Annotated in this window: 16 protein-coding genes and 1 pseudogene; 8 read left to right on the forward strand and 9 right to left on the reverse strand. The window is 68.4% G+C overall.

Going from position 1 to position 22,323, the window contains the following annotated elements:
- A pseudogene (gatB, locus tag RMP09_RS09085) lies at nucleotides 1–665 on the forward strand (Asp-tRNA(Asn)/Glu-tRNA(Gln) amidotransferase GatCAB subunit B); the annotation flags it as partial.
- A gap of 65 nt (nucleotides 666–730) precedes the next feature.
- On the opposite strand, the gene RMP09_RS09090 reads toward gatB, so the two are convergent.
- Nucleotides 731–1,405 carry a DUF4124 domain-containing protein gene (locus RMP09_RS09090; protein ID WP_310565658.1) on the reverse strand — a complete coding sequence of 225 codons (675 nt, stop codon included), beginning with the start codon at nucleotides 1,403–1,405 and terminating at the stop codon, nucleotides 731–733.
- The gene (gene pyrE, locus RMP09_RS09095; RefSeq protein ID WP_310565659.1) at nucleotides 1,405–2,124 is read right to left on the reverse strand and encodes an orotate phosphoribosyltransferase; all 720 of its coding nucleotides are present in this window, start codon (nucleotides 2,122–2,124) and stop codon (nucleotides 1,405–1,407) included. Before pyrE ends, RMP09_RS09090 begins: the two co-directional genes overlap by 1 nt.
- Here pyrE and RMP09_RS09100 point away from each other — a divergent pair.
- The gene (locus RMP09_RS09100; protein ID WP_310565660.1) at nucleotides 2,123–2,926 is read left to right on the forward strand and encodes an exodeoxyribonuclease III; all 804 of its coding nucleotides are present in this window, start codon (nucleotides 2,123–2,125) and stop codon (nucleotides 2,924–2,926) included. The genes pyrE and RMP09_RS09100 overlap by 2 nt on opposite strands.
- On the opposite strand, the gene RMP09_RS09105 is transcribed toward RMP09_RS09100, so the two are convergent.
- Nucleotides 2,916–4,496: a methyl-accepting chemotaxis protein gene (locus RMP09_RS09105; RefSeq protein WP_310565661.1), complete on the reverse strand. Its 1,581-nt coding sequence runs from the start codon at nucleotides 4,494–4,496 to the stop codon at nucleotides 2,916–2,918. The two genes, RMP09_RS09100 and RMP09_RS09105, sit on opposite strands and share 11 nt — an antisense overlap.
- A 203-nt stretch (nucleotides 4,497–4,699) precedes the next feature.
- On the opposite strand from RMP09_RS09105, the gene RMP09_RS09110 reads away from it, so the two are divergent.
- Entirely contained in the window at nucleotides 4,700–5,338 is a 639-nt protein-coding gene (locus RMP09_RS09110; RefSeq protein WP_310565662.1) for an MBL fold metallo-hydrolase, read from the forward strand.
- 7 nt (nucleotides 5,339–5,345) lie between these two features.
- On the opposite strand, the gene RMP09_RS09115 is transcribed toward RMP09_RS09110, so the two are convergent.
- From RMP09_RS09115 to RMP09_RS09130, 4 genes are read right to left on the reverse strand one after another with little or no spacing between them, the layout of a single operon-like run.
- Nucleotides 5,346–6,977, reverse strand: coding sequence for an alkaline phosphatase D family protein (locus RMP09_RS09115; RefSeq protein WP_310565663.1), 1,632 nt, complete (start codon nucleotides 6,975–6,977; stop codon nucleotides 5,346–5,348).
- Nucleotides 6,974–10,996 carry a GMC family oxidoreductase N-terminal domain-containing protein gene (locus tag RMP09_RS09120; RefSeq protein ID WP_310565664.1) on the reverse strand — a complete coding sequence of 1,341 codons (4,023 nt, stop codon included), beginning with the start codon at nucleotides 10,994–10,996 and terminating at the stop codon, nucleotides 6,974–6,976. Before RMP09_RS09120 ends, RMP09_RS09115 begins: the two co-directional genes overlap by 4 nt.
- Nucleotides 10,983–12,755, reverse strand: coding sequence for a hybrid sensor histidine kinase/response regulator (locus tag RMP09_RS09125; RefSeq protein WP_310565665.1), 1,773 nt, complete (start codon nucleotides 12,753–12,755; stop codon nucleotides 10,983–10,985). Before RMP09_RS09125 ends, RMP09_RS09120 begins: the two co-directional genes overlap by 14 nt.
- Before the next feature lie 4 nt (nucleotides 12,756–12,759).
- The gene (locus RMP09_RS09130; protein ID WP_310565666.1) at nucleotides 12,760–13,437 is read right to left on the reverse strand and encodes a response regulator transcription factor; all 678 of its coding nucleotides are present in this window, start codon (nucleotides 13,435–13,437) and stop codon (nucleotides 12,760–12,762) included.
- A 314-nt stretch (nucleotides 13,438–13,751) separates the two neighbouring features.
- Here RMP09_RS09130 and RMP09_RS09135 point away from each other — a divergent pair, with 314 nt between their 5' ends.
- Nucleotides 13,752–15,419 (forward strand): hypothetical protein, encoded by a 1,668-nt coding sequence (locus tag RMP09_RS09135; RefSeq protein WP_310565667.1) that lies wholly within the window; start codon nucleotides 13,752–13,754, stop codon nucleotides 15,417–15,419.
- Nucleotides 15,420–15,483: 64 nt separating this feature from the next.
- Nucleotides 15,484–15,861, forward strand: coding sequence for a hypothetical protein (locus tag RMP09_RS09140; protein WP_310565668.1), 378 nt, complete (start codon nucleotides 15,484–15,486; stop codon nucleotides 15,859–15,861).
- 36 nt (nucleotides 15,862–15,897) lie between these two features.
- Here RMP09_RS09140 and RMP09_RS09145 read toward each other — a convergent pair whose 3' ends face one another.
- Nucleotides 15,898–16,770, reverse strand: coding sequence for a M48 family metallopeptidase (locus RMP09_RS09145; protein ID WP_310565669.1), 873 nt, complete (start codon nucleotides 16,768–16,770; stop codon nucleotides 15,898–15,900).
- Nucleotides 16,771–16,840: 70 nt separating this feature from the next.
- On the opposite strand from RMP09_RS09145, the gene RMP09_RS09150 reads away from it, so the two are divergent.
- Nucleotides 16,841–18,265 carry an AmpG family muropeptide MFS transporter gene (locus tag RMP09_RS09150; protein WP_310565670.1) on the forward strand — a complete coding sequence of 475 codons (1,425 nt, stop codon included), beginning with the start codon at nucleotides 16,841–16,843 and terminating at the stop codon, nucleotides 18,263–18,265.
- A 164-nt stretch (nucleotides 18,266–18,429) separates the two neighbouring features.
- On the opposite strand, the gene RMP09_RS09155 is transcribed toward RMP09_RS09150, so the two are convergent.
- Complete coding sequence (locus tag RMP09_RS09155) at nucleotides 18,430–19,992, reverse strand: AMP-binding protein (protein WP_310565671.1); 1,563 nt, start codon at nucleotides 19,990–19,992, stop codon at nucleotides 18,430–18,432.
- 88 nt (nucleotides 19,993–20,080) lie between these two features.
- On the opposite strand from RMP09_RS09155, the gene RMP09_RS09160 reads away from it, so the two are divergent.
- Both RMP09_RS09160 and RMP09_RS09165 read left to right on the forward strand, forming a co-directional pair.
- A complete protein-coding gene (locus tag RMP09_RS09160) occupies nucleotides 20,081–20,797 on the forward strand; it encodes a response regulator transcription factor (protein WP_310565672.1) in 717 nt (238 codons plus the stop codon).
- 215 nt (nucleotides 20,798–21,012) lie between these two features.
- A complete protein-coding gene (locus RMP09_RS09165; RefSeq protein WP_310565673.1) occupies nucleotides 21,013–22,299 on the forward strand; it encodes an ATP-binding protein in 1,287 nt (428 codons plus the stop codon).
- Nucleotides 22,300–22,323: the final 24 nt, after the last annotated feature.

A 22,323-nucleotide genomic window follows, 5' to 3' on the forward strand; every position in this document is an offset into this window, starting at 1 on the left:
CGCGCGCCATGCGCACCAAGGAAGACGCGGCCGACTACCGCTACTTCCCCGACCCCGACCTGCCGCCGCTGGTGATCGCGCGCAGCTGGGTGGACGAGGTGAAGGCGGCCATGCCCGAGCTGCCGCGCCAGATGGCCGAGCGCCTGGTGGCCGAGTACGGCCTGCCCGAGTACGACGCGATCACCGTGACGCAGAGTCCGGCCATGGCGGCCTATTTCGAGACCGCCGCCAAGGCCAGCGGCCAGGCCAAGATGGCCAGCAACTGGATCATGGGTGAGGTCTCGCGCCGGCTGAACAACGAAGAACAGGACATCGCCCAGGTGCCGGTCCGCGCCGACACGCTGGCGGCGCTGCTCAAGCGCATCGCCGACGGCACGGTGTCGAACAACGCGGCCAAGCAGGTGATGGACGCGCTCTGGTCCGGCGAGGGCAGCGACGTGGACGCCGTCATCGAGGCCAAGGGCCTCAAGCAGATGAATGACAGCGGCGCGCTCGAAGCCATCATCGACGAGGTGATGGCCGCCAACGCCCCCATGGTCGAGCAGTTCCGTGCCGGCAAGGACAAGGCCTTCAACGCGCTGGTGGGCCTGGTCATGAAGGCCAGCAAGGGCAAGGCCAACCCGCAGCAGGCCAACGACCTGCTGCGCCAGAAGCTGCAGGGCTGAGCGTTCCGTCACCCAAGCAAAAGGCCCGCGACTGCGGGCCTTTTGCTTGGGTGACGGGGGGCAGGTCAGGGCTTGATGCCGTAGGCCCAGAGCTGTTTGAGCTTGGCCAGTTCTTCGTCGAAACGGCCGTTGATGCGCTGCTTCTCCTGCGCCTGGTCGGCCAGGAAGCGCTTCTGGATCTGCACCTGCTGTTCGTTGTCTTCGAGCTTGCGCTTGAGCCAGGACGGGGCCTTGTTCACGTCGCCTTGGTAGAACTCCAGCTCGACGTCGATGTCCTTGCGCTGGCGCGCCAGCGCTTCCTGGCGCTTGTTCACGGCCCCGACCACTTCATCGATCTGCTGCAGCGCCTCGGCCCGCTCCTTGTCGTGCATGGCCTGGTTGGGGTAGCGCACCAGCAGGGCCTTGTCGCGGCGCTTCTCTTCGGCCACGCGGGCGCGCTGCAGTTCTTCGGCTTTGCGCTGCGCGTCCAGCCGGGCGCGCTCTTCGGCGGTGTAGCTGGGCGGCACCACGCGCTTGACGATCCCGGTTTTGCCCAGCTCCCGCTGTTCGCGGTCCAGGCATTCGGGAATGGGTCGGTCCGATGTGAGGCGCCGGCCCTTGCTGTCGGTGCAGCTGTAGATGCCGCCCCCGCTGTTGCTCTGGGCCACGGCCGTGCCGGCCAGCAGGCACAGGGCCAGGGCAACGGACAGAGGGCGCAGGGCTGCGCTCGCGGGTGGTCGAAGAAGCGGCAGGGGATTCATCAGGCAACGCCGTAGCGTTCGCGGTAGGCCAGCACGCGTTCGCGGTGCTGGTTGAGGTCGGCTCCCGTGTGGACGTTCAGATATTGCAGCAAGTCCGCCAGGCGCGCAATCGCGCAGACCTGCAGGCCCAGCTGTTGCTGCACGTACTGCACAGCGCTGTGGTCCACGTCACGCACGGCGCCATCCGGGCCCACTTCGGTGGCTTTTTCCTGACGGTCCAGCGCGATCGCCACCGCGTGCGGCGTGGCACCGGCCGCCTGGATCAGGGCGATCGACTCGCGCGCGGCGGTGCCGGCGCTCATCACGTCGTCCACGATCAGCACCCGGCCCTTGAGCGGTGCGCCCACCAGGCTGCCGCCTTCGCCATGGTCCTTGGCTTCTTTGCGGTTGTAGGCAAAGGGCACGTTGCGGCCCAGGCGCGCCAGTTCAATGGCGACGGCCGCGCCCAGCGGGATGCCCTTGTAGGCCGGGCCGAAAATCATGTCGAACTCGATGCCGCTGGCGATCAGGGCCTGTGCATAGAATTGCGCGAGCCGCCCCAGCTTGGCGCCATCGTCGAACAGGCCGGCGTTGAAGAAATAGGGCGAGAGGCGCCCGGCCTTGGTCTTGAACTCGCCAAAGCGCAGCACGCCCGAGTCCACGCAGAACTGCACGAAGTCCTGCGCCAGCACACCACCAGCACCCGCCCCGGCAATGGCCGGGCCTGCATCCAACGACATGGGGAATTCCTTGTTCAAACTGACCAGCCTCAACCTCAACGGCATCCGTTCGGCCACCAGCAAAGGGCTGGAAACCTGGCTGGCCACGCATGCGCCCGATTGTATTTGCGTGCAGGAAGTCAAGGCCCAGGCGCCCGATGTGAGCGGACGCTTCGAGCAGCTGTCCGGTCTGCAGGGGCACTTCCACTTCGCCGAAAAAAAGGGCTACTCGGGCGTGGCGGTCTACACCCGCCACGAGCCCAGCGACGTGGTGGTGGGCTTCGACGGTGGCGAGTTCGACGCCGAGGGCCGCTACGTGGAACTGCGCTTTGACACGCCCCGGGCCAAGCGCTCCGTCATCAGCGTGTACTGCCCCAGCGGCTCGTCCGGCCCCGAGCGGCAGGAAGCCAAGTACCGCTTCCTGGACGTGTTCTACCCGCACCTGATGGCGCTCAAGGCGCAGCGCGACTTTGTCATCTGCAGCGACGTCAACATCGCGCACCAGAACGCCGATCTGAAGAACTGGCGCAGCAACCAGAAGAACAGCGGTTTTTTGCCCGAAGAGCGCGCCTGGATGACGAAGCTGTTGAGCGATGGCGGGCTGGTCGACGTGTACCGCCGGCTGCAGCCCGACACGACGGAGACCTGCTACACGTGGTGGAGCAACCGCGGCCAGGCCTACGCCAACAACGTCGGGTGGCGGCTGGACTACCACCTGGCCACGCCGGCCATCGCCGAGACGGCCCGCAGCGAAGCGATCTACAAGGGCGAGAAGTTCAGCGACCACGCCCCGATCACGATCGAATACGACTTCACGCTCTGACCGGCGCAGCCCCGAGCTCGAACCGCGAGACGGTCGCGGTCAGGGCCTGGGCCTGCTGGCGCAGACTGGCCGACGCGGCGGCGCTTTCTTCCACCAGCGCGGCGTTGTGCTGGGTGACCTGGTCCATTTCCTGGATCGACTGCGCCACCGCCGTGATGGCGCTGCCCTGCTCGCGGCTGGTGTCGGCCACGTCGTCCATCAGCGCCATGACCCGCTGCGTTTCTTCCACCACCGCCGCCATGGACTGGCGCGCCTGCTCGACCAGCGCGGAGCCCTGATCGACGCGGTCCACGCTGCCCGAGATCAGTTGCCGGATGTCCTTGGCCGCCTCGGCGCTGCGCTGCGCCAGCACGCGCACTTCGCCGGCCACCACGGCAAACCCTCGGCCCTGTTCGCCCGCGCGGGCCGCCTCCACCGCGGCGTTGAGCGCCAGGATGTTGGTCTGGAAGGCGATGCCGTCGATCACGCCGATGATGTCGGCGATCTGGCGCGAGGACTGCTGGATGTCGTGCATGGTCTGCACGAAGCGTTCGACCAGCTCTCCGCTCTGCTGGGCGGTGTCGGTGGCCATCCGCGCCTGCTGGCTGGCGCCATGGGCGCCGCTGACGTTGTGGTCGGCCGAGGCGGTCAGTTCCTCCGCGGCGGCCGATGTTTGGGCCAGCGCGTTCGACTGCGCGGCGGTGCGGGAGGCCAGGTCGTGGCCACCGCCTTCGATTTCACTGCAGGTGGCTTCCACCGAATGCGCACGATCACGCACGTCGGCGACCACCTGGCGCAGGTTCTCCTGCATGCCCTTGATGTTGGCCAGCATGCTGCGGGTGTCGCCCGGGCGCAGGCGGATGTCGGAGGCGAGGTTGCCTTCACCCATGCGCTGCATGAGTTTGACGACGAAATGCGGCTCGCCGCCGAGTTGGCGGTACACGCTCAGCACGATCCACACCGCGCAGGCGGTGGCCACGGCGGTGGCCAGCAGGCCGCCCAGCAGCATGCCGCGCTCGATGGCCAGGACCTGCGCCAGGTCGTCGGCCGTGCCGCGGCCGGTGCGCTGGAGTTGTTCGTCGTGGAAGGCCGTGATTTTTCCTGCCACAGCCTCGCTGGCCTGGTCAAACCCCGGCTGGCCGTCGGCCCCCTTCATCAGGCGGTTGCCGGCCTCCAGACCGTCGCGCAGGTAGACCTCGGCCATGGTCTTGCCGGACGTGTAGAACGCCTTGAAGTCGGTGTCGATGGCGTCCAGCGCACGCAGATGGGCCGCGTCGTTGGTGCGGGACAGCACGGCGCGTACCTGCGCCGATGCCGCCACAAACGCCTGGGCGGCCTCGTCGGCCTCGCGGTAGGCCGCCGGGTCGTGCGTGGCCGCGACGTCGGTCAGGAACTGCTGCACCTCGGCGCGCTTGAGGTCCATCTGGTTCACGGCCAGCAGCAACGGCAGGTCGTCGTTGCTGAGCTGGCGCATGCCTTCTTCCAGGTGCGCCACCCGCTGGGCCACAAACGCCAGCGTGATCACAAACAGCGCCACCACCACGGCAAAACCGGCGCCCAGTTGGCTTTTGAGACTCAGGCGATGGATCATGTTGGGCCTTGAAAACCGTCGAAACCACAGTTGAAACAAACGGCCCCGGTCGTGGGGCCCCATGCCTTGGGTTTCGACGACCGGCCGCGCTTCTTAAGCCGAATGAACCGGGCCAGCGTGGCAGAGGTGTCGCAAACGGATACTTTCGGACGAACGGCGAGGGACCGGGATAATGGCCGGAACGCCCGCTCCCACCGACCACCATGCTGCGCTACCAGACCATCCCCGTCACCGCCTTCGCCCAGAACTGCTCCATCGTCTGGTGCGACGAGACGCGGGACGCGGCGGTCATCGACCCCGGAGGTGACCTGGCCCGCATCGAAGCGGCGGCCCAGGCGCTGGGCGTCACGCTCAAGGCCATCTGGCTGACCCACGCCCACATCGACCACGCCGGCGGCACGGCCGAACTGGCGGCGAAGCTGGACCTGCCCATCATTGGCCCGCACCCGGGCGACCAGTTCTGGATCGACGGCCTGCCCCAGCAAAGCCAGATGTTCGGATTCCCGCCGGCCGGGCACTTCACCCCCACCCGCTGGCTGGCCGACGGCGACACGGTGCAGATCGGCCACTGCACGCTGGCCGTGCGCCACTGCCCCGGCCACACCCCGGGCCACGTGGTCTTTCACTCGGCCGAAGCCCAGCGCGCCTTTGTGGGCGACGTGCTGTTCGCCGGCAGCATCGGCCGCACCGACTTCCCCCAGGGCAACCACGCCCAGCTCATCAGCAGCATCCGCGAACGCCTGTGGCCCATGGGCGACGACACGGTCTTCATCCCCGGCCACGGGCCGGAAAGCACGTTCGGCGAGGAACGGCGGTTCAATCCGTATGTCGGTCAGCACTGACGTGGTGTCAGGGGATGCGAACGGTGATTGGCGCCGTCGCGGTGTTGAAGATGGCGGTGATGTGTGGGCTGCTGGCCTGAACCACCAGTTCGACGAAGCCGTCACCGTTCTCCCACAGCGTGCTCTGAACGCTGCAGTGCCAGGCGCCGGCGGTGGTGGCTCCGGCCAGCGTGTCCGATGTCAGGTACTGGTGGGGGCGGGCATTGGCGAACGGGAAGGGTGCGTACAACGCAGGGCAGTGCAGCAGGTCAACCCGCGTGGGTGTTGAAGTTTTGTTGTCCATGCTCAGTGTCAGCACTGTGTGGCCGGCCAGGTGAGCGTCACCGCAGAGCATGACGATGTTCTGGATGTGTTCGTGGGCGATCAGTCCCAGCAGCCAGTCCAGGCTGGCGGGGTAGCCCGGCCAGGCGTCGCACAGGGCAGGCTCCAGGGGCCTTGTCGTGCCGTCGTCGGCAGGCCGCCCGACGGGACGTGGCAGCAGCCAGACGGGGGAGGCGATCCAGCGGACGGGGGAGCGTGTTGTTTCAAGCCACCGGGAGAGTGCCTCGCGTTGCGCGGGACCGATCAGGTGGATTGGCTGCGAACCGGGTGCCCACGGTCTGGGATCTCGCTCGGTGCGGGTGTCGAGCATGAACACCTCGTGGCCCGCGCCCAGTGGCACGACGCTCCACTTCGGCCCTTGCGCGCCGGCCGCGACGATGTCGGGGCGCTGGTGGGCGATGAAGGACAGAAGACCATCCTCCAGCGTTTGGGGACCGGGCGGTTCCCAGTTGTCCTCGATCTCGTGGTCGTCGAGCATGCAGTGCACAGGCACCGTCGCCATGATGTGGCGCAGTGGCTTCATGCCCAGCCAGGCGGCGTGGGCCGTGTTGAAGCGGTCGTCGGTGCGGGTGGCGTCGAGCAATCCATACGTGGCATCGGCGTAGATCTGGTCGCCGATGAGCAGCACGTGCTGAAGTGCGTCGGCGGTCGCATCGCAGCGCTGGGCCAGACGCTGGAATGACGCCTGGGCGGGCCGAGCGTCCAGCAGGCCCGCAGGGTACTGGCAGCAGGCGAAAGCGAAACGCAGGGCAGGCTGGGAAACGGTAGCGCCCGCCACCGACCTCGCGGCGGCTACTGCTGTGGACGTGGCAGGCAGGTAGGCCGCGCTGAGAACCTGCGGGTGGTCTGCAAACAGCGCGTTGGTCAACACCTGCAGGGCACCGGTCGTGTATCGCAGTTGCGGTGCTGTCTTGGGTGAGAGGGCCCATGCCGAGGGGGACGGCCTTCCCGCCTGAAAGGTCGACAGCAGTGCCGGTGCCAGTTGCGTTCGGGGCAAGGAGCCGCTGTAAGGGGTTCCGTGGGAAGGGCGCCAGCCGATGCGGGTGAGCAGAACATGTCCGGTGGCACCCGCAGGCAGCGGTGGCAGCGGGACCGGTTGCCAACCCGGTTCATCGGTGAGCAACTGGTCCAGCACGACCGGTGGGTCGTTCAGCTTCACTTGTGGTGGGGTGTCTGACATCCAACGCACTGGAAACGCCAGCACCGACTCGTCGGCCGCCGCCGGGTCGCGCATGATCTGCACCCGTCCGGCCGTGTCCGTGCGTGGACCTCGCCACGGTGCGCGCATGAGCTTGGGGTCCAGGTCTGCTGTGCTCATTGAAAGAACCTGTCCAGTATCTTGAGCAGTTCCGCCTGAACGGCGCGTTTGCCGATCAGCGCATCCTGATGCCCACCCGGTATCGGCTCGCGCCAGACGTTCGTCCCTTCGACGAACCCTGCTCGCCTCAACATATCCAGCATGGTCACGCTGCTGTGGGGGTCCACCATGCCGTTGTCCTGGCTGCTGACGAGCAGGGTGCCGCCCGTGGGCCAGCGTGCGGCCAGGCGGGTGGGTGAGGCGAACACATTGCGCCCGTTGCGGTCGGTGATCACGCCCAGGCGCGCGAAGTGGATGGTCTGGCTCACGGTTTCCAGGTTCAGGGGGCCGAAGAAATCGTCGATGCGGTGCAGCACTGGCCGGGGGATGTTGGCGATGTTGAACGTGCGCTCGTACAGCGCATCCATGCGCCGGCGCGTGGCCGACCAGGGCGTGGCTTTCCACAACGGGTGTTCATGTGCCCATTCCTCTTGCGGGTAGGGCAAGGTGGCCAGAAAGGCGTCGTACATCCGCTCGCCCAGACGGGGGAATAGGCTGGGTCGGAACTGGTAGCCGTCGGTCAGCAGCGCCTTGAACTGGTGGAGCAGGTAGGCCCGCAGCACGTTGGCGTCGCGGTACTCGACGACAAAGCCCTTCTGCGACAGGGCCAGCTTGCGAATACGCTGCTGCAGCGCCTTCAAAGCCGCCACCGTGGCCGGCGGGTTGGGCGGGGGATCGCCGAGCAACGCCATGCTGACCATGACCGCGCCGATGCAGTGGGCGAACACATCGACCTGCACCGCCTCCATCGGGGTGTCGCTCTCGCGCGCGATCTGGCGCACGATGTGGTCGATGGCCAGCGGGATATCGGCCTGTGCCACCTGTTCGAAGGTCCAGGGGCGGCGGCAGGAGGGCATGCCGCTGCTTGTGCGCAGGTCCAGCACCCAGATGTCGCGACCCTTGTCCCAGAAGTGCCGGGCCAGACCGGGCTCCAGCTGTTCGTGGGCAAAGCTGGTGCCGCTGGCGCTGTAGCCATGGATCAGCACCAGTGGTGGTCTCGCCGGAGAAGAGGTGTTCCGGTAGCGGGTCAGTCGCACGCGCGCTGTGTCCTGCCGCCCAGGCGTTGCGCCAGGTTCCATGTCGAGCTCGACAATCTCGGGCCTCGGCAAGCCTTTGAGGGACCCCGGCAGCCGCTGGGGTCTGCCCGCTGGTGGAGCGTCGGGTGCGCGCAGGTGCAAGGCGTGCAGCTTGAGCAGCAGCCGCAGCAGGTACGAGCCCCAGCGGGCAAGGTCCACCAGCGCCCGCACCTGATTCGCCTGTTCGGTGATCCGCACCAGCGGCAGACCTCGCTGGGCCAGAAAGCGCGCGTCGAGCTTGAGCGGGTGGGTCGCCTGTGTGCCACGCAGACGCAGGCGGCCCGGTGGCTTCAGCTGCAGGTACAGCAGCTGGTTCCAAGGGTTGCTGCGTGCCTGGTAGAGCAGCCGTTTGTGGCCGTGGATCGGGTCGCCTTCGCGCAGCGCGTCTTCCCAGCCCGGCGCGACATGAAACAGTGTGATCACCTCGGCCCGGTAGTCCAGCCGCCTGACCTCGCTGGCCGGGCGAGACAGGCGCACGATCTGGCACCCCAACCGGGCGATGTCGCACACCATCGAGGACACCGTCTTGCCAGGGTCTTTCCACGACTCGCCGATCCAGCGCCACGTGTCGCTGGTCAGGCGGTTGCTCCCGAGCGCCAGAAGATAGCGCAGGCGGCGCCAGGGTGCCCATCCGGGCTCGCGGTGCAGCATGTCCATACCGCCCTGAATGCTGGCCACCACCTTGGCGAACCGATGACGTGTGTGGTCATCGGCCAGATGCAGGTGCTCGGCCTCCCACTCGGCTTGGTCGTACAGGCGCAGCAGGTTCATGCCCGGCAAGTCGGCCTCTGGGGCTGCGGTGGGCAGGTGTTTGCGGGCCGGGGCCGTGAGCTGTTGCAGGTCTAGCGGCTCGAATCCGAAGGTGATTTCGATCACCACGGGTTGGGCGCGCCAGAGCAGATCGCCGCTGTCCGGGCTGCTGTGGCTGGCCAGGCGTTCAACGATCTGGAAACGGGTGGACGCCATCGGGGTGGCGGGGGTGCACTGCTCGGGATCGCGCAAGCGTGGGCGCGAACCCGGATCGTGCGCGCCGGCTGCCGCCCGAGAGGTCCAGCCCCAGCGTGCCGACCAGTGCTCCGCCGCCCGCAAGCTCAGTGCGGCGATGGTCAGCGCCGGGTTGGCGCCCAGCGAAGTCGGCACGATGGCGCCATCGAGCACCAGCAGGCTGCCGAACCATTCGCTGCCTTCGTTGCCTCCCGGAATGCTCATGTCGTACACCGCGCCCTCCGGGCTGACGACACCTTGATGCGCCTGTTCGCCCAATGGGCAGCCGCCCAGTGGGTGCACCGTGGTCACGTTGCCGCTGCCGTCACCGGCGATGAAGTTCAGCGCCTGCGGCAGGGTCTGCCAGACCGGGTTGGGGATGACGCGCCCCTTGGCGTGCTTCACCTGTTCGGTCAGCCTCTTGTAGGCGAGGCGCATCGCCGGGTCTTGTGCAGCCTCTTTCCAGGTCAGCCGGATCTGCCCTTCGGCAACGGCATCGCGGGGCAGGCTGAGCATGCCGGTGGCGCTGTCGTGCCCGATCACACCAACCAGCAAGGTGCGGTCCATGCGTTGCTCGTCCACCGCCAGCGGGTCGGGCTTGACTGGCCCCAGGACCCCATGGTGCTCGCCTGCCCCGCTGGCCAGGTCATCGACCAGTCGCCGTGTGGTCACCAGCTCTTCCCACAGGGGCTTGAGGGCGGCCGGAACCGCAAACTCCTGTACCCGAAAACCGGGGCCTTTGGCGTCCGGCGGGAACTGCAACTCGTGCGTGATCTGCGGGCCGACGCCGCGTGGCGACAAGCCGGAGGCGTCCGTGAGTGGCTGGTCTTCGGTGCCGACGACCTGGGTTGGCCCCTGCGGTAGCTCGATGGCCATGAGGTTGTCGCCGTTGGCAGAGAAGCGTTGCCCCAGCAGGGCGGAGAACACCGGCGCCCTGGAATCGCCCGCCCGCCCCTGCCGTTTGACCGAACGCAGCAGGATCTCGGTACTGCCGAAACTGCCCGCCGCCAGCACCACACGGTGGGCCTTGATGGCGAATGGTTTGTTCCGGTGCTGCTGGACGTTGGGGGTGGTGTGTTCCACCAGCAGCTCCCATTGAGCGGCGACACGCTTGAGTTGCAGAACGCTGGCATGACAGTAGATATGTACGCCTTGCCGCGCGGCTTGCGCGAGCAACTGCACGTCAAGCGATGCCCTGGCGCCCACGTTGCAGCCGCTCAGGCAGTCGCCGCACAGGCTGCAAGGCTTCAGCGGAACATCAGTCTGCGCGTGCATGGCGATGGTCAGCGAAACGGGGTGGCAAGGTACGGCCTGGCTTTGGAGCGACTGCAGCGCCTTTGCTTTTGGTAAGGTGCCAAAGCGTTGCCTGTGGATGTGTTGGTCAATCGTGTTGACCCTGCCACCGGCGTCAGCCGCACCCAGCAGTTGCTGTGCGCGGTCCAGGAAACCGTCTGCGGCCGTCAAGTCGCGAACCAGAGCGGCCGGCCAGCCGGGTGCGCACTGCGCGAAATCGGGTTTGACCATCACCGCACCATTGATCAGCGATCCCCCGCCCAGACCATTGCCGACCAGCGCGTGCACGCCCTCGCCCAGGCGCAAGTCGAACAGCGCGTCGGGCCGCCCGATGAGTGGCCGACCCGCGCGGGCGATGCGCACGTGTGCAGGCAGTTCGTCCAGCGTGGACGGGAAGGCGCCGGGCACGTATTCGCCGCCGCGTTCCAGCACCAGCACGCGCAGCGGCTGGCCTTGGGGGCCCATTCGTTGGCTGAAGGTGTGGGCGGCGACCGACCCGCCGTAGCCACTGCCGATGATCACCACGTCCCATGGCTCTGCTTCCGCCGGGTATGCCGTCAAGTCCTGTGCCAGCCAGGCACTGCCATGCGGGGCATCAGACGGGCGCTGGGTTTCAGGTGCTTTCATGTGTGTCCGCCCTTTGCCCCATGGCCAGATGCAGTTCGGTCTGCAGCAGCCGGGGCGACAGTGGTTTGTGCAGCAGCCGCAGTCCTGCGGACTCCACCGCCTGCAGCTGTTCAGGGCCGATGTCGCCGCTGACGATGGCCGCCGGCAAGCCAGGGATCTGTTCGCGCAGCGCCTGCACCACCGCGATGCCATCGTCACCGCCGCGCAGGCGGTAGTCCACCAGCGCCACGTCGGGCCGTCGGGTGCGCACCGCGTCCAGCGCGCTGGCGCGGTCTTCGGCCACTTGGCAGCGGCAGCCGATCTCGCTCAGCAGCCAGGCGGTGGCCTGGCGCACCATGATCTCGTCGTCCACCACCAGCACGTCCAGGTCCAGCGTCGGCGGGAGTGGCTGCGTGGGGGCCTGCTGGACAGCACTGGACGAGCGGACCAACAAAGGCAGGCGCAGAGCGAAGGTTGCGCCCTGGCCGGGCTGTGAGTGCAGCTGCAGGTCGATCTCCAGCAGGCGGCACAGCCGGTCCACGATGGACAGGCCCAAGCCCATGCCCATGGAGCGATCACGTTCGGGGTTGTGCAGTTGCACGAACTCCTGAAACACCTCGCGCTGCTGCTCGGGTGGAATGCCGTTGCCCGTGTCGCTCACCTTGATCAGCGCTTGTTCGCCCTCTTGCTGCAATGTCAGCGTCACGCCACCCTGGGCGGTGAACTTCACCGCGTTGTCCAGCAGGTTGCGCAGCACACGTTCGAGCAGGTTGGGATCGGTGAACACCGACAGTTCCTGGTCGGCGCGCAGCTGCAGGGCCAGGCCCTTGGCGCGCGCCTCGTTGGATACTTCGTCGAGACGGCGGTGCAGAAAACGCGGCAGCGACAGCGGCTGCGCGGCGACCTTGACCACGCCCGCGTCCAGCTTGGAGATGTCCAGCAGGTCGTCGAGCTGGTGCGACAGGCTTTGCACCACCGAATCGAGCAGGGTGACGGCTTCGGTGCTGGCATCGTTCCGGTGACGCAGCTTGAGCACCCCGGCCAGCAGCGCGATGGTGTGGATGGGTTGGCGCAGGTCGTGGCTGGCGGCAGCGAGAAAACGCGTCTTGGCGTGGCTGGCCGCTTCGGCGGCCTTGACCGCCGCGGCCAGCCGCTGGTTCTGCATTGCCTCGTGGTGGCGCATGGCGGCGGCGTTGACGAACATGGCCCAGGTGTCGCGCGCGTAGCCCAGGAGATTGATGGCATAGACCACCAGCAGGGCACCGAAACCCAGGGCCAATTCGGGGCGTTCGCTCGCGGCGTCCGACACGGTCCACCAGGCCAGCGTGAGCGACAGCAGGATCGGCGCCATGTACGGGTAGTAGGTGCGCGGGTGGCCGGCGGTGTAAACCACGGCGCCTGTGCTCATGACCAGCAGGATCAGGGTGTGCAGTGCCTGCTCGAACCCGTCCTCGGAGGGAAAGAAGGCCAGCGATGCCGCCTGCACCAGACCCGACATCAGGGCCGACCAGCCGGCCCAGTTCAGGCGTTGCTTTAGCGGTCGGCCGGAGCTGCGCTGGGCGGCATGCACCTCGCTCCAGATGCGTGCCGCCTGGCTCAACAACATCACGCCATACCAGACAACCAGCGCCGGCCATGTCGTGTGCGACCAGGCCAGCGCCATCACCACCGCACCCGCACCGCAAACGCCCACCAGTACGCGCGTGCTGGTGCCCACACGCAGGTGCAGCATGGCCTCTTCGGCGTCGGCGCGAATGGCGGGGTCGAGTGCGGTGGTCATGGGGTCAGAACACCTTCAGACCCTGGTGGGCCAGACGGTAAACAGCTTCGGTGCGGCTGTTGACGCCCAGTTCGCGGTACACGGCGTTGAGGTGCTGTTTGACGGTGCCGTCCGAAATGCCCAGTGCGCGCGCGATCAGCTTGTTGGACTGGCCGCGCACCGCACACACCAGCACATCGATCTGGCGCGGGGTCAGTCGAGGATAGGCCTCCTGTATCGAGGCAGGTCCAGGCCCCGGGTCGCTCATCTGCACAATTGGCTGCGGCGTGGACCGATGGTCCGGTCGGTCCAGCACTGAAGTGGGCAGGTAGATGCCACCGTGCGATGTGATGCGGATGGCATCGATCAGCAGATCGGCCGAGGCCTCCTTGGGCACGAAGCCCACGGCGCCCGCTTCAACGGCGGCGTGCACCCGCTGCGTGCTGGCATCGGCCGAGATCACCACCACGCGCGAATCGGGCTGCAGCGCCACGATTTGCCCGATCAGCTGGGCTCCACCGACCGACCCCTCGCCCAGGTTCCAGTCCAGCAGCACCAGATCCCAGTGCAGCGCCTGGACCTGTTCCAGTGCCTGCTCGCTGTTCGTGCAGGTGGCCACTTCCGAGGCCGCACCCAGTGTCTGCAGCAGCAGCTTGAGCCCGTCACAGAACATCGAGTGGTCGTCCACGATCAACGCGCGCATGCAGGACCTCCATCGGCCGGCGCCAAACCTGCTGGCTGACCATCGGCTGGGGTGCAAGTTACCACGCGAGGTCGTTTTTGAGCAGCCCTGCCTGGCCCTTATGAGGTTCTATAACCCCTGGCCTCCTCCCTCAGTGGGAGGGCGCAGCCGAACCTCGCCTCTTGGACTGTCGCGCTGTAACTTGCCGCGGATGGTGCGCGCTTGATCGGCTGCCCACACTGGTTACCGGCGCCTGGCAACACCCCGATACCTTGCCGAGAACTCCCCCGAGGCGCCGTGTTTCCTCTCGGCCAACCCTGCACAGGAGCACTGACATGCGCAAGACACCACACCCCTCTACCGCCTGGGTTCTGACCGGGCTGATGACCGCCGTCCTGACCGCCTGTGGCGGCGGTTCCACCGATCCCGCCGCGACAGACCCGGACGCCGTGGTGGACCCCGCCGGCACCATCACCGGCGCCGTGGTGGTCAATGGCCCGGTCAAGAACGCCGTGGTCTGCCTGGACCTGGACGACGACCTGGCCTGCGACGCGGGCGAACCCACGTCTGCCCCCACCGGCAGCGACGGCCGCTACGCGATCACCTACGACGTGACCGCGATCCCGGACGGCGCCCGCGCCACCCTGTCGGTGATTGCACCGCAAGTGCCCGGTGCGCTGGACGACAACGCCACCAGCATCGACATGGCCGATGGCGAGGCGGTGACCGAGGTCGGCTTCGTGCTGCGCCAGGTGCCCGGCCGGCGCGGTCAGATCAACCCCCTGACCACGCTGCTGGCCGTGGGCATGGCCGATGGCATGAGCGAGGCGGAAGCGCGCGCGAACATGGCGATTCAGCTGGGCATCAGCGCCGACAAAATTGACAACTACCAGTCCGACCCGGAGGTGACCTCGGCCGTGGTGCGGGACACCGCGCGCACCATGGCGGCGGTGGTGGCCTACACCATGGAGCGGGGGCGCCGGGTGTGGGTCGGTCGACAGACGGCGGCGCTCACCGGACTGGGCGAAGAAGTTCGCCGTTTGCAGTTCAGCGATCTGGACAATTTCAGCCTGCGGGAGTTCTCGTATGTCGACAAGGCCGAGGGTGCGACCGGTGGCAGCCTGCTGGACCGTCGCTACCGCAAGAGCGGCGGGGTCGAACAGAGCGGCCCCTACGACCAGGCCTACCTGAGTCCCGCCGGCTGGGTGCGGTGTGACGATGTTGCGACCCCGCTCACCTTCACCCTCGGGGTCCCCAATCGGTCGGTGTACTGCAACGCCCAGCATTCGGTCGGCGCGCGCAGCAGCGAGGACGTGGGGGGCCGTGCCATGGGCGATGTGGTCAACGCGTTGCAGTCCGACCCGCAGAACTTCATCAACGTCGGGTTGGCCACGACGGGCCTGCTGGCGTCGCTGGGCAGCGCCACGTTTCCGAGTGGCAGCAGCTTGGGCTCCAGCTTCAACCTGGACGTCAACCAGCCGGTCTACATCGACTCGATCGCGGACAACGCCCAGCCGCAGTCCCGTGCCACCGATCTGGCGCAGTTGATCGCGGCGCGGCCTGCGTCCGGTGTGGATCTGAGCAATGCCTTCGGCTCCCTGGCCATGGGCATCTACACCAGTGACGCCAGGAGCCTGCGGGTGGCGTTCACCGGCACCACCAGCGCGACGCAGGGCACCGTGCAGTACTACGCATGCGACCGCAGCGAAGACGGGCAGACGCATGCCAACTGCGACACCTCGCCTGGGGCCGGCACGTACACCATCAGCACCCAGCATGGGGTGCGGGTGATGCGCTTTGGCAACTACCCGGCCACGGCATCGGGTGCTTATCGGGTATTCGTTGAGGTGCAGCCCGCCACCCAGGTGAACGCGTTCGCCGGTGAGGGGAACTGGGTGTACGTGGCACGCGAAAACAAGCCCGACGTAGACAACAACTTCTTTGAGAGCAAGCGGTTCAACGGCACCGGCTGGGCGGCCATGAAACAGCAACTCGGTCTGTGAACCCTCTTTTTTCCAACCTTCGGTCCGGCACGGTTGCCGCCGGGCCTCTTTCAGGAGCACGAACATGAAACACGTTGCAAGCACGGTCGCCACCCTGGTGGGTCTCGTCCTGGCAGGCTGCGCCACGCCCACCTTTGCGCCCGAGTCTCAGCCGGTCACGGGCAAGGCCCTGCAGGAGCGGCTGGCGGGCAAGACTTACACAGCCCGCATCGCCAACGGTATTGGCTGGGAGATGCGCTACGAGTCTCAAGGCCTGATGCACATGACGGTGAGCAATGGCACCGCAGATCGCGGGCGCTGGCGCACCGAGGACAATCGCCTGTGTGTGGACTTTGAAGGCAAGTTTCCCAGCGGCTGTTCGGAGATGCGGGCCGACGCCAACCGGCTGTACCTCAAGCGGGGCTCCACGGGGGAGATCGTTGTGCTGACGCCCAAGCCCTGAGCGCACAACTGCTGGCGGCGCCAGCGGGGTGGGGGATCACCCCTTGCGCGCCGCCTCGTACAGCTTCTGCACCTTGGGCACGTTGGCCTGCAGTTCCTTGATGCGATTGGGGCCACTGGGGTGGGTCGACAGGAAGGACGGGCCGCCCTTGCCGTTCTGGGCCGTCATCTTCTGCCACAGGCTCACGCTGGCCTGGGGCTTGTAGGCCGAACGGGCGGCCAGTTCCAGGCCGACCAGGTCGGCTTCGGTTTCGTCTTCGCGGCTGAACCGCAGCGTCAGCAGCTGCGTGCCCAGGCTGGCGGCCACGTCGCCCAGCTGGCCCAGGCCCAGCAGGGACGACAGCACCGACAGCCCCATGCCCGTGGCCTGGGTCTTGGCCAGGCGCTCGCGGGCGTGCTCGCGCAGGGCGTGGGCCATTTCGTGGCCCATGATCATGGCGGCCTCGTCGTCGTCGAGCTTGAGCTTGTCGAGGATGCCGGTGTAGAAGGCGATCTTGCCGCCGGGCATGCAGAAGGCGTTGACCTCGTCGCTGGCGATCAGGTTGACTTCCCATTGCCACGACCGGGCGCGGTCGTTCCACGGCGCGGTGTGCGGGATCAGGCGGTTGGCCATCTTGCGCAGGCGCTGCACCTGCGGGGCGTTCTCGGGCACCAGGGTCTTCTTCTGGCGGGCCTCTTCCATCATCTGGCCGTATTGCTGGGTGGCCGCGCCTTCCAGCTCGGCCGCCGGCACCAGCTTGCGCACCGACGAGGACTTGCCCACTTCCACCTGGGCCAGGGCGTCGGCGCTGGCGCCGACCGCGGCGGCACTGCCGGCCAGCAGGAAGGCGCGGCGCGCCGACCAGACGTGTTCGGGCCGCTGCGGGGCCGCGGCGGTGTGGGGGGACTTGAGGTCGCAGAGGAAGCACATGGTGGGCCAATAATAGACAAGCCCTCCGTTTCTGACCACCGCGCGGTTTTGTCGCCGCCCGTTCCCGCCCATGACCGAGCCTTCCGTCACGCCGCTGTCCCCATCCGGCACCGCCGCCCGCCCCAGCTGGGCCGACACCCTGCGGGCCTACCTGGAGCCGGCCAGCCTGCGCATGTTCGCGCTGGGCTTCTCGGCCGGGCTGCCGCTGCTGCTGGTGCTGGGCACGCTGAGCTTTCGCCTGCGCGAGGCGGGGCTGGACCGCACCACCATCGGCTACCTGAGCTGGGTCGGGCTGGCCTATGGCTTCAAGTGGGTCTGGTCGCCGCTGGTGGACCGGCTGCCCATTCCGCTGCTGACCGGTGCCATGGGGCGCCGCCGCAGCTGGCTGCTGGTTTCGCAGCTGGCCATCATGGCGGCCCTGGTGGGCATGGCCCTGGCCGACCCGCGGGCCGACCTGAACCTGGTGGTCTGGTGCGCGCTGGCGGTGGCGTTTGCCTCGGCCACGCAGGACATCGCGCTGGACGCCTACCGCATCGAATCGGCCGACGCCGCCCACCAGGGCACGCTGGCCGCGACTTACCAGACCGGCTACCGGCTGGCGATGATCTGGGCCGGGGCCGGGGTGCTGTGGCTGGCGGCGCGGGCCGAGGTGGCGCCTGTGGCGCAGGCCGCCGCCGCAGTGGCATCGCAGGCGGTGGCAGGGGCTGCCGAAGCCGCCAAACCCGCGCCTGGTGCGCTCTACCAGAACGCCGCCTGGACCACGGCCTACCTCGTCATGGCCGCGAGCATGGTGGTCGGGGTGGTGACGGTGCTGTTCTCGCGCGAGCCGGCGCGGGTGGCGCTGCCGCCCAGCCGCAACGCGGCCGAGTGGTTCAAGGGCGCTTTCGTCGAACCCTTTGCCGATTTCCTCAAGCGCTACGGCTCGCACGCGCTGCTGATCCTGGCGCTGATCGGTGTCTACCGCATCAGCGACGTGGTGATGGGCATCATGGCCAACCCGTTCTACGTGGACATGGGCTACACCAAGGACGAGGTGGCCGCGGTCACCAAGGTTTACGGCGTGATCATGACCCTGGTCGGCGCCTTCATCGGCGGCGCGCTGTCGCTGCGGCTGGGCGTGATGCGGGTGCTCATGCTCGGCGCCGTGCTCTCGGCCGCGAGCAACCTGCTGTTCGCCTGGCTGGCGGGCCATGGCCACGACGTGACGGCGCTGATCGCCGTGGTCTCGGCCGACAACCTGAGCGCGGGCGTGGCCTCGGCCGCCTTCATCGCCTACCTGTCCAGCCTGACCAACGTCAGCTACTCGGCCACGCAGTACGCGCTGTTCAGTTCCATGATGCTGCTGGCGCCCAAGTGGCTGGCGGGGTATTCAGGTGCCTTCGTCGACGCCCACGACTACCCGACGTTTTTCACCGCGACGGCCTTGCTGGGCCTGCCGGTGCTGGTGCTGATCTGGCTGGCCACGCGGATGATGCCGCCCCCGCGCCGCGCCTGACGGCGCGTGCCCTGCAGGCCGCGCCACCGTTAGAGCCGATGGCACTTCGGGCGGTCCAAGTCTGCGCAGGCAGACTTGGAGCGGCGGCCCTCAGCCCCTTCAAAGGCGCAACACCTGTGGCGCCCGGCACCGCCGGTTCCACGGGGTTCCCGGTCGGCTTCCCTTCAGATATCCGGGGTGTCTGCGCGCAGCAATTCCGTCAGCTCGGCCTTCTTCACCTTGCCGAGCGCGGTGCGGGGCAGGGCGTCCAGCCGCAGCCAGCGGCGCGGCCATTTGTAGCGCGCCAGCCGCCCGTCCAGCCAGTCCTGCAGCGGGGTCGGCCAGTCGTCGGCGCCGGCACCCGCATCGCGCAGCACCACCACCGCCACCGCCACCTCGCCCCAGCGCGCGTCGGCCTGACCGACCACGCTGCACTCGGCCACGGCCGGGTGCTGGGCGATCAGGTGTTCGATCTCGGCCGGGTAGATGTTCTCGCCGCCCGAGATGATCATGTCCTTGGCGCGGCCGACCACGGTGAAACTGCCGTCCGGCGCCTGCCGCGCCAGGTCGCCGCTGTGGAAGAAGCCCTCGGCGTCGGTGGCCGCCTGGGCGGGCCAGTAGCGGGCCACCACGTTGGGGCCGCGCACCCAGATCTCGCCGGCCGCACCCGGTGCCACGGGCGCGCCCTGCGGATCGCAGAGTTGCACGTCCACGCCGGGCACCGGCCAGCCGCAGGATTCCGGGTGGTCCGCCACCTGCGCGGGCGGCAGGGCGATGGAGAACGGCCCGGTTTCGGTGCTGCCGTACACATTGCACACCGGCACGCCCCGCGCGAGGAAGGCGGCCAGCGGCGCGGGGGGCAACAGACTGGAGCCGGCCCAGACCGCGCGCAGGCTGGACAGGTCGGTGGCCGCCCAGTCGGCATGCGCCGTCAGCGCCTGCAGCGTGGCCGGCACCTGCAGCGTGAGCGTGGGGCGGTCGTGGGCGATGCTGTGCAGCGTGGCCGTGGCGTCGAAGCGGGTGAACAGGCGCACATGGGCGCCGACGGACAGCGCCGGCAGGGTCTGGATGCACAGACCGCCGACGTGGAACAGCGGCAGCACGGTCAGCACCACGTCGGTGGTCGTCAAGCCCTGCACCTGCGCCGCGATGGCCATGTTGGACAGCAGGTTGGCCTGGGTGTGCACGGCGGCCTTGGGCCGGCCGGTGGTGCCCGAGGTGTAGACCAGCAGCAGCGGGGCTTCGGGCGCGTCGGCCGGTGGGGGCGGGGCGTCGGAGGCACCGTCGCACACCGTGGACCAGGCCAGGGCGGCGGTGCGGTCGCTGGCCAGCTGCGCCGCGGCCTCGGCAAAGGCCTCGTCGTGCACCAGCAGCCGCGGGGTGCAATCGGCCAGCACTGCCTGCCATTCGGCCGGCGAGAGGCGGTGGTTCAGCGGCACCAGCACCGCGCCCAGGCGCGCCAGCGCGAACAGCAGCACGACCACGGCCGAGTGGTTCAGGCCCAGCCAGGCCACACGTTCGCTAGGCCGCAGGCCGTGGCGCTGCGCCAGGTGCGCGGCACAGGTGCTCACCTGATCGGCCAGCGCGGCGCGGTCCAGCGTCTGCCAGCCGGGTCCGGCCAGGGTCGGGTCACGCCAGCTCAGCGCCGGTGCCGACGGCGCTTCGTCGCGCAGCCGTGCCAGCAGCGCGGTGAACGACGGGGCGGGAAGGGGCGGGGCCAGCTCGGGCCAGGGGCGTGCGGCGGACATTCACGCAACTTTACGCGAGGCACACACGGGCTTGATGCGCGCGCGCGACCATGGCCGCCATGTTGCCGACGCCGCTACACTGAAAAACATGACTTCCCGACTCTTGATGATCGAAGACGACGCCCGTCTGGCCCAGATGGTGACCGAGTACCTGGGGCAGTCCGGCTTCGAGGTGACGCACGCCGGCCACGGTGAGGCCGGGCTGGAGCAGCTGCCGCTGGTGCAGCCGGAGCTGGTGATCCTGGACCTGATGATGCCCGGCATCGACGGGCTGGAGGTCTGCCGCCGCATCCGCGCGCTGCCGGGCGATCTGGCGCGCACGCCGGTGCTCATGCTCACCGCCAAGGGCGACCCGATGGACCGCATCATCGGCCTGGAACTCGGTGCCGACGACTACCTGCCCAAGCCGTTTGAACCGCGCGAACTGCTGGCGCGCATCCGCGCGGTGCTGCGCCGCCGCGGCGAGCCCGGCAGTGCGCCCACCACCCGTTCCACCCCCGTGCTGCGCTTCGGTTCGCTGGAGATCGACCGCGACGCGCGCACGGTGCAGGTGACGGGCCAGGCCTGCGACCTGACCTCCTACCAGTTCGATCTGCTCGTGGCCATGGCCGAACGTGCGGGCCGCGTGCTCACGCGCGACCAGATCATGGAAGCCGTGCGCGGCCGCGAACTCGAAGCCTTCGACCGCAGCATCGACGTGCACATCGGCCGCATCCGCAACGCCATCGAAGCCGACAGCAAGGACCCCAAACGCATCCTGACGGTGCGCGGGGTCGGCTACGTCTTTGCCAAGCAGCAGGATTAGGCATGACCCCCCTGCGCCGCTTCGCTCGCCTTGCAGACCGCAGCATGGGACAGAGCCCATGCTTCTTCGGTCTGTCCAAGCCTGCGCAGGCAGGCTTGGAGCCGCGGCCCTCAGCCCCCCGTGGAGGGGCAACACCTTTGGCCCGGCGAAGCTGGGGACACGGTGTTTCTGGCACAGGCACGCGCGCCGACTGCGTTCTGGACGGGGCTTGAACCGTGAAAAGCCTGCTGGGGCAGAAGCTGTACCTGCGCATCTGGCTGGCCATCGTGGCCGCGGTGGCCTTGCTGACGCTGGTGGTGGGCTGGCTGTGGCAGATGGCGCTGGACCACGACCGCGAGGAGCGCGACGCCCGCATGGCGCGCGAACTGGTGCTGCGCAACGCCGCGGGCGAGGTGGTGGGCCGCTCCCCCGCGCGGGCGGTGCGGGTGCCCGGCCAGGCACTGGAATTCCAGGTGACCATGAACGACGGGCAGACGCTGTACGTGCAGCTGCCACGCCCGAGCCGCCCGCCGGGTGTCCCGCCGTCCACGCGCCGCAGTGCCTCGACCGCGTTCTGGCTGCAGGCGCCGTTCGGTTTCGTGTGGCTGCTTTCACTGGTGGGGCTGGCCGTGGCGCTGGGCACCTACCCCGTCGTGCGGCGCCTGACCAAACGCCTGGAAGGGCTGCAAAAGGGGGTGGAACGCTGGGGGCAGGGCGACCTGAGCACCCGGCTGCCGGTGCAGGGGCAGGACGAGGTGGCCTTCCTGGCCGAACGCTTCAACGCCTCGGCCGAGCGTGTGCAAACCTTGTTGCAGGCCCACAAGGCCTTGCTGGCCAACGCGTCGCACGAGCTGCGCTCGCCGCTGGCGCGCATCCGCATGGGGCTGGAGCTGTTGGGCCGCGACCCGGGCACGGCCAGCGCCCGTGCCGAAATCGCCCGCAACATCGCCGAGCTGGACCAGCTGATCGACGAGATCCTGCTGGCCAGCCGGCTGGACATGCGCGATGCCCACGCCGCCGGTGCACTGGGGCCGACCGAAGAAATCGACCTGGTGGGCCTGGCGGCCGAAGAGTGCGCCCGCACCGGCGCCGAGCTGGAGGTGGCCGAAGGCTCACCCCCGGTGCTGGTGCAGGGCCACGCCCGCCTGCTGCGCCGGGTGCTGCGCAACCTGCTGGAAAACGCCCGCCGCTACGGCCAGCCGGCGGCAACGACCCCGGGCGACGAGGCGGCGGTGCGGCTGGTCATCGGCGTCCAGCCGGCCGCTCCGGCGAACGGTGCCCGGCCGGGCCGCCCCGCCATGGCGGTGGTGGCGGTCGAAGACCGGGGCCCCGGCGTGCCCGCCGAGTTGCGCGAACGCATCTTCGAGCCCTTCTACCGCCTGCCGGGCGCCAGCGAACGCGAAGGCGGGGTGGGGCTGGGCTTGTCGCTCGTCAGGTCCATCGCCCAGCGGCACCATGGCCAGGTCCGTTGCGAAGACCGTCCGGGCGGTGGCGCCCGCTTCGTGCTCGAACTGCCGATGTGAGGGGTGCCGACCAGCGGTGGTCTA

This window comes from Hydrogenophaga sp., assembly GCF_031426985.1.
In the GTDB taxonomy this organism is placed as follows: Bacteria; Pseudomonadota; Gammaproteobacteria; order Burkholderiales; family Burkholderiaceae_C; genus Hydrogenophaga.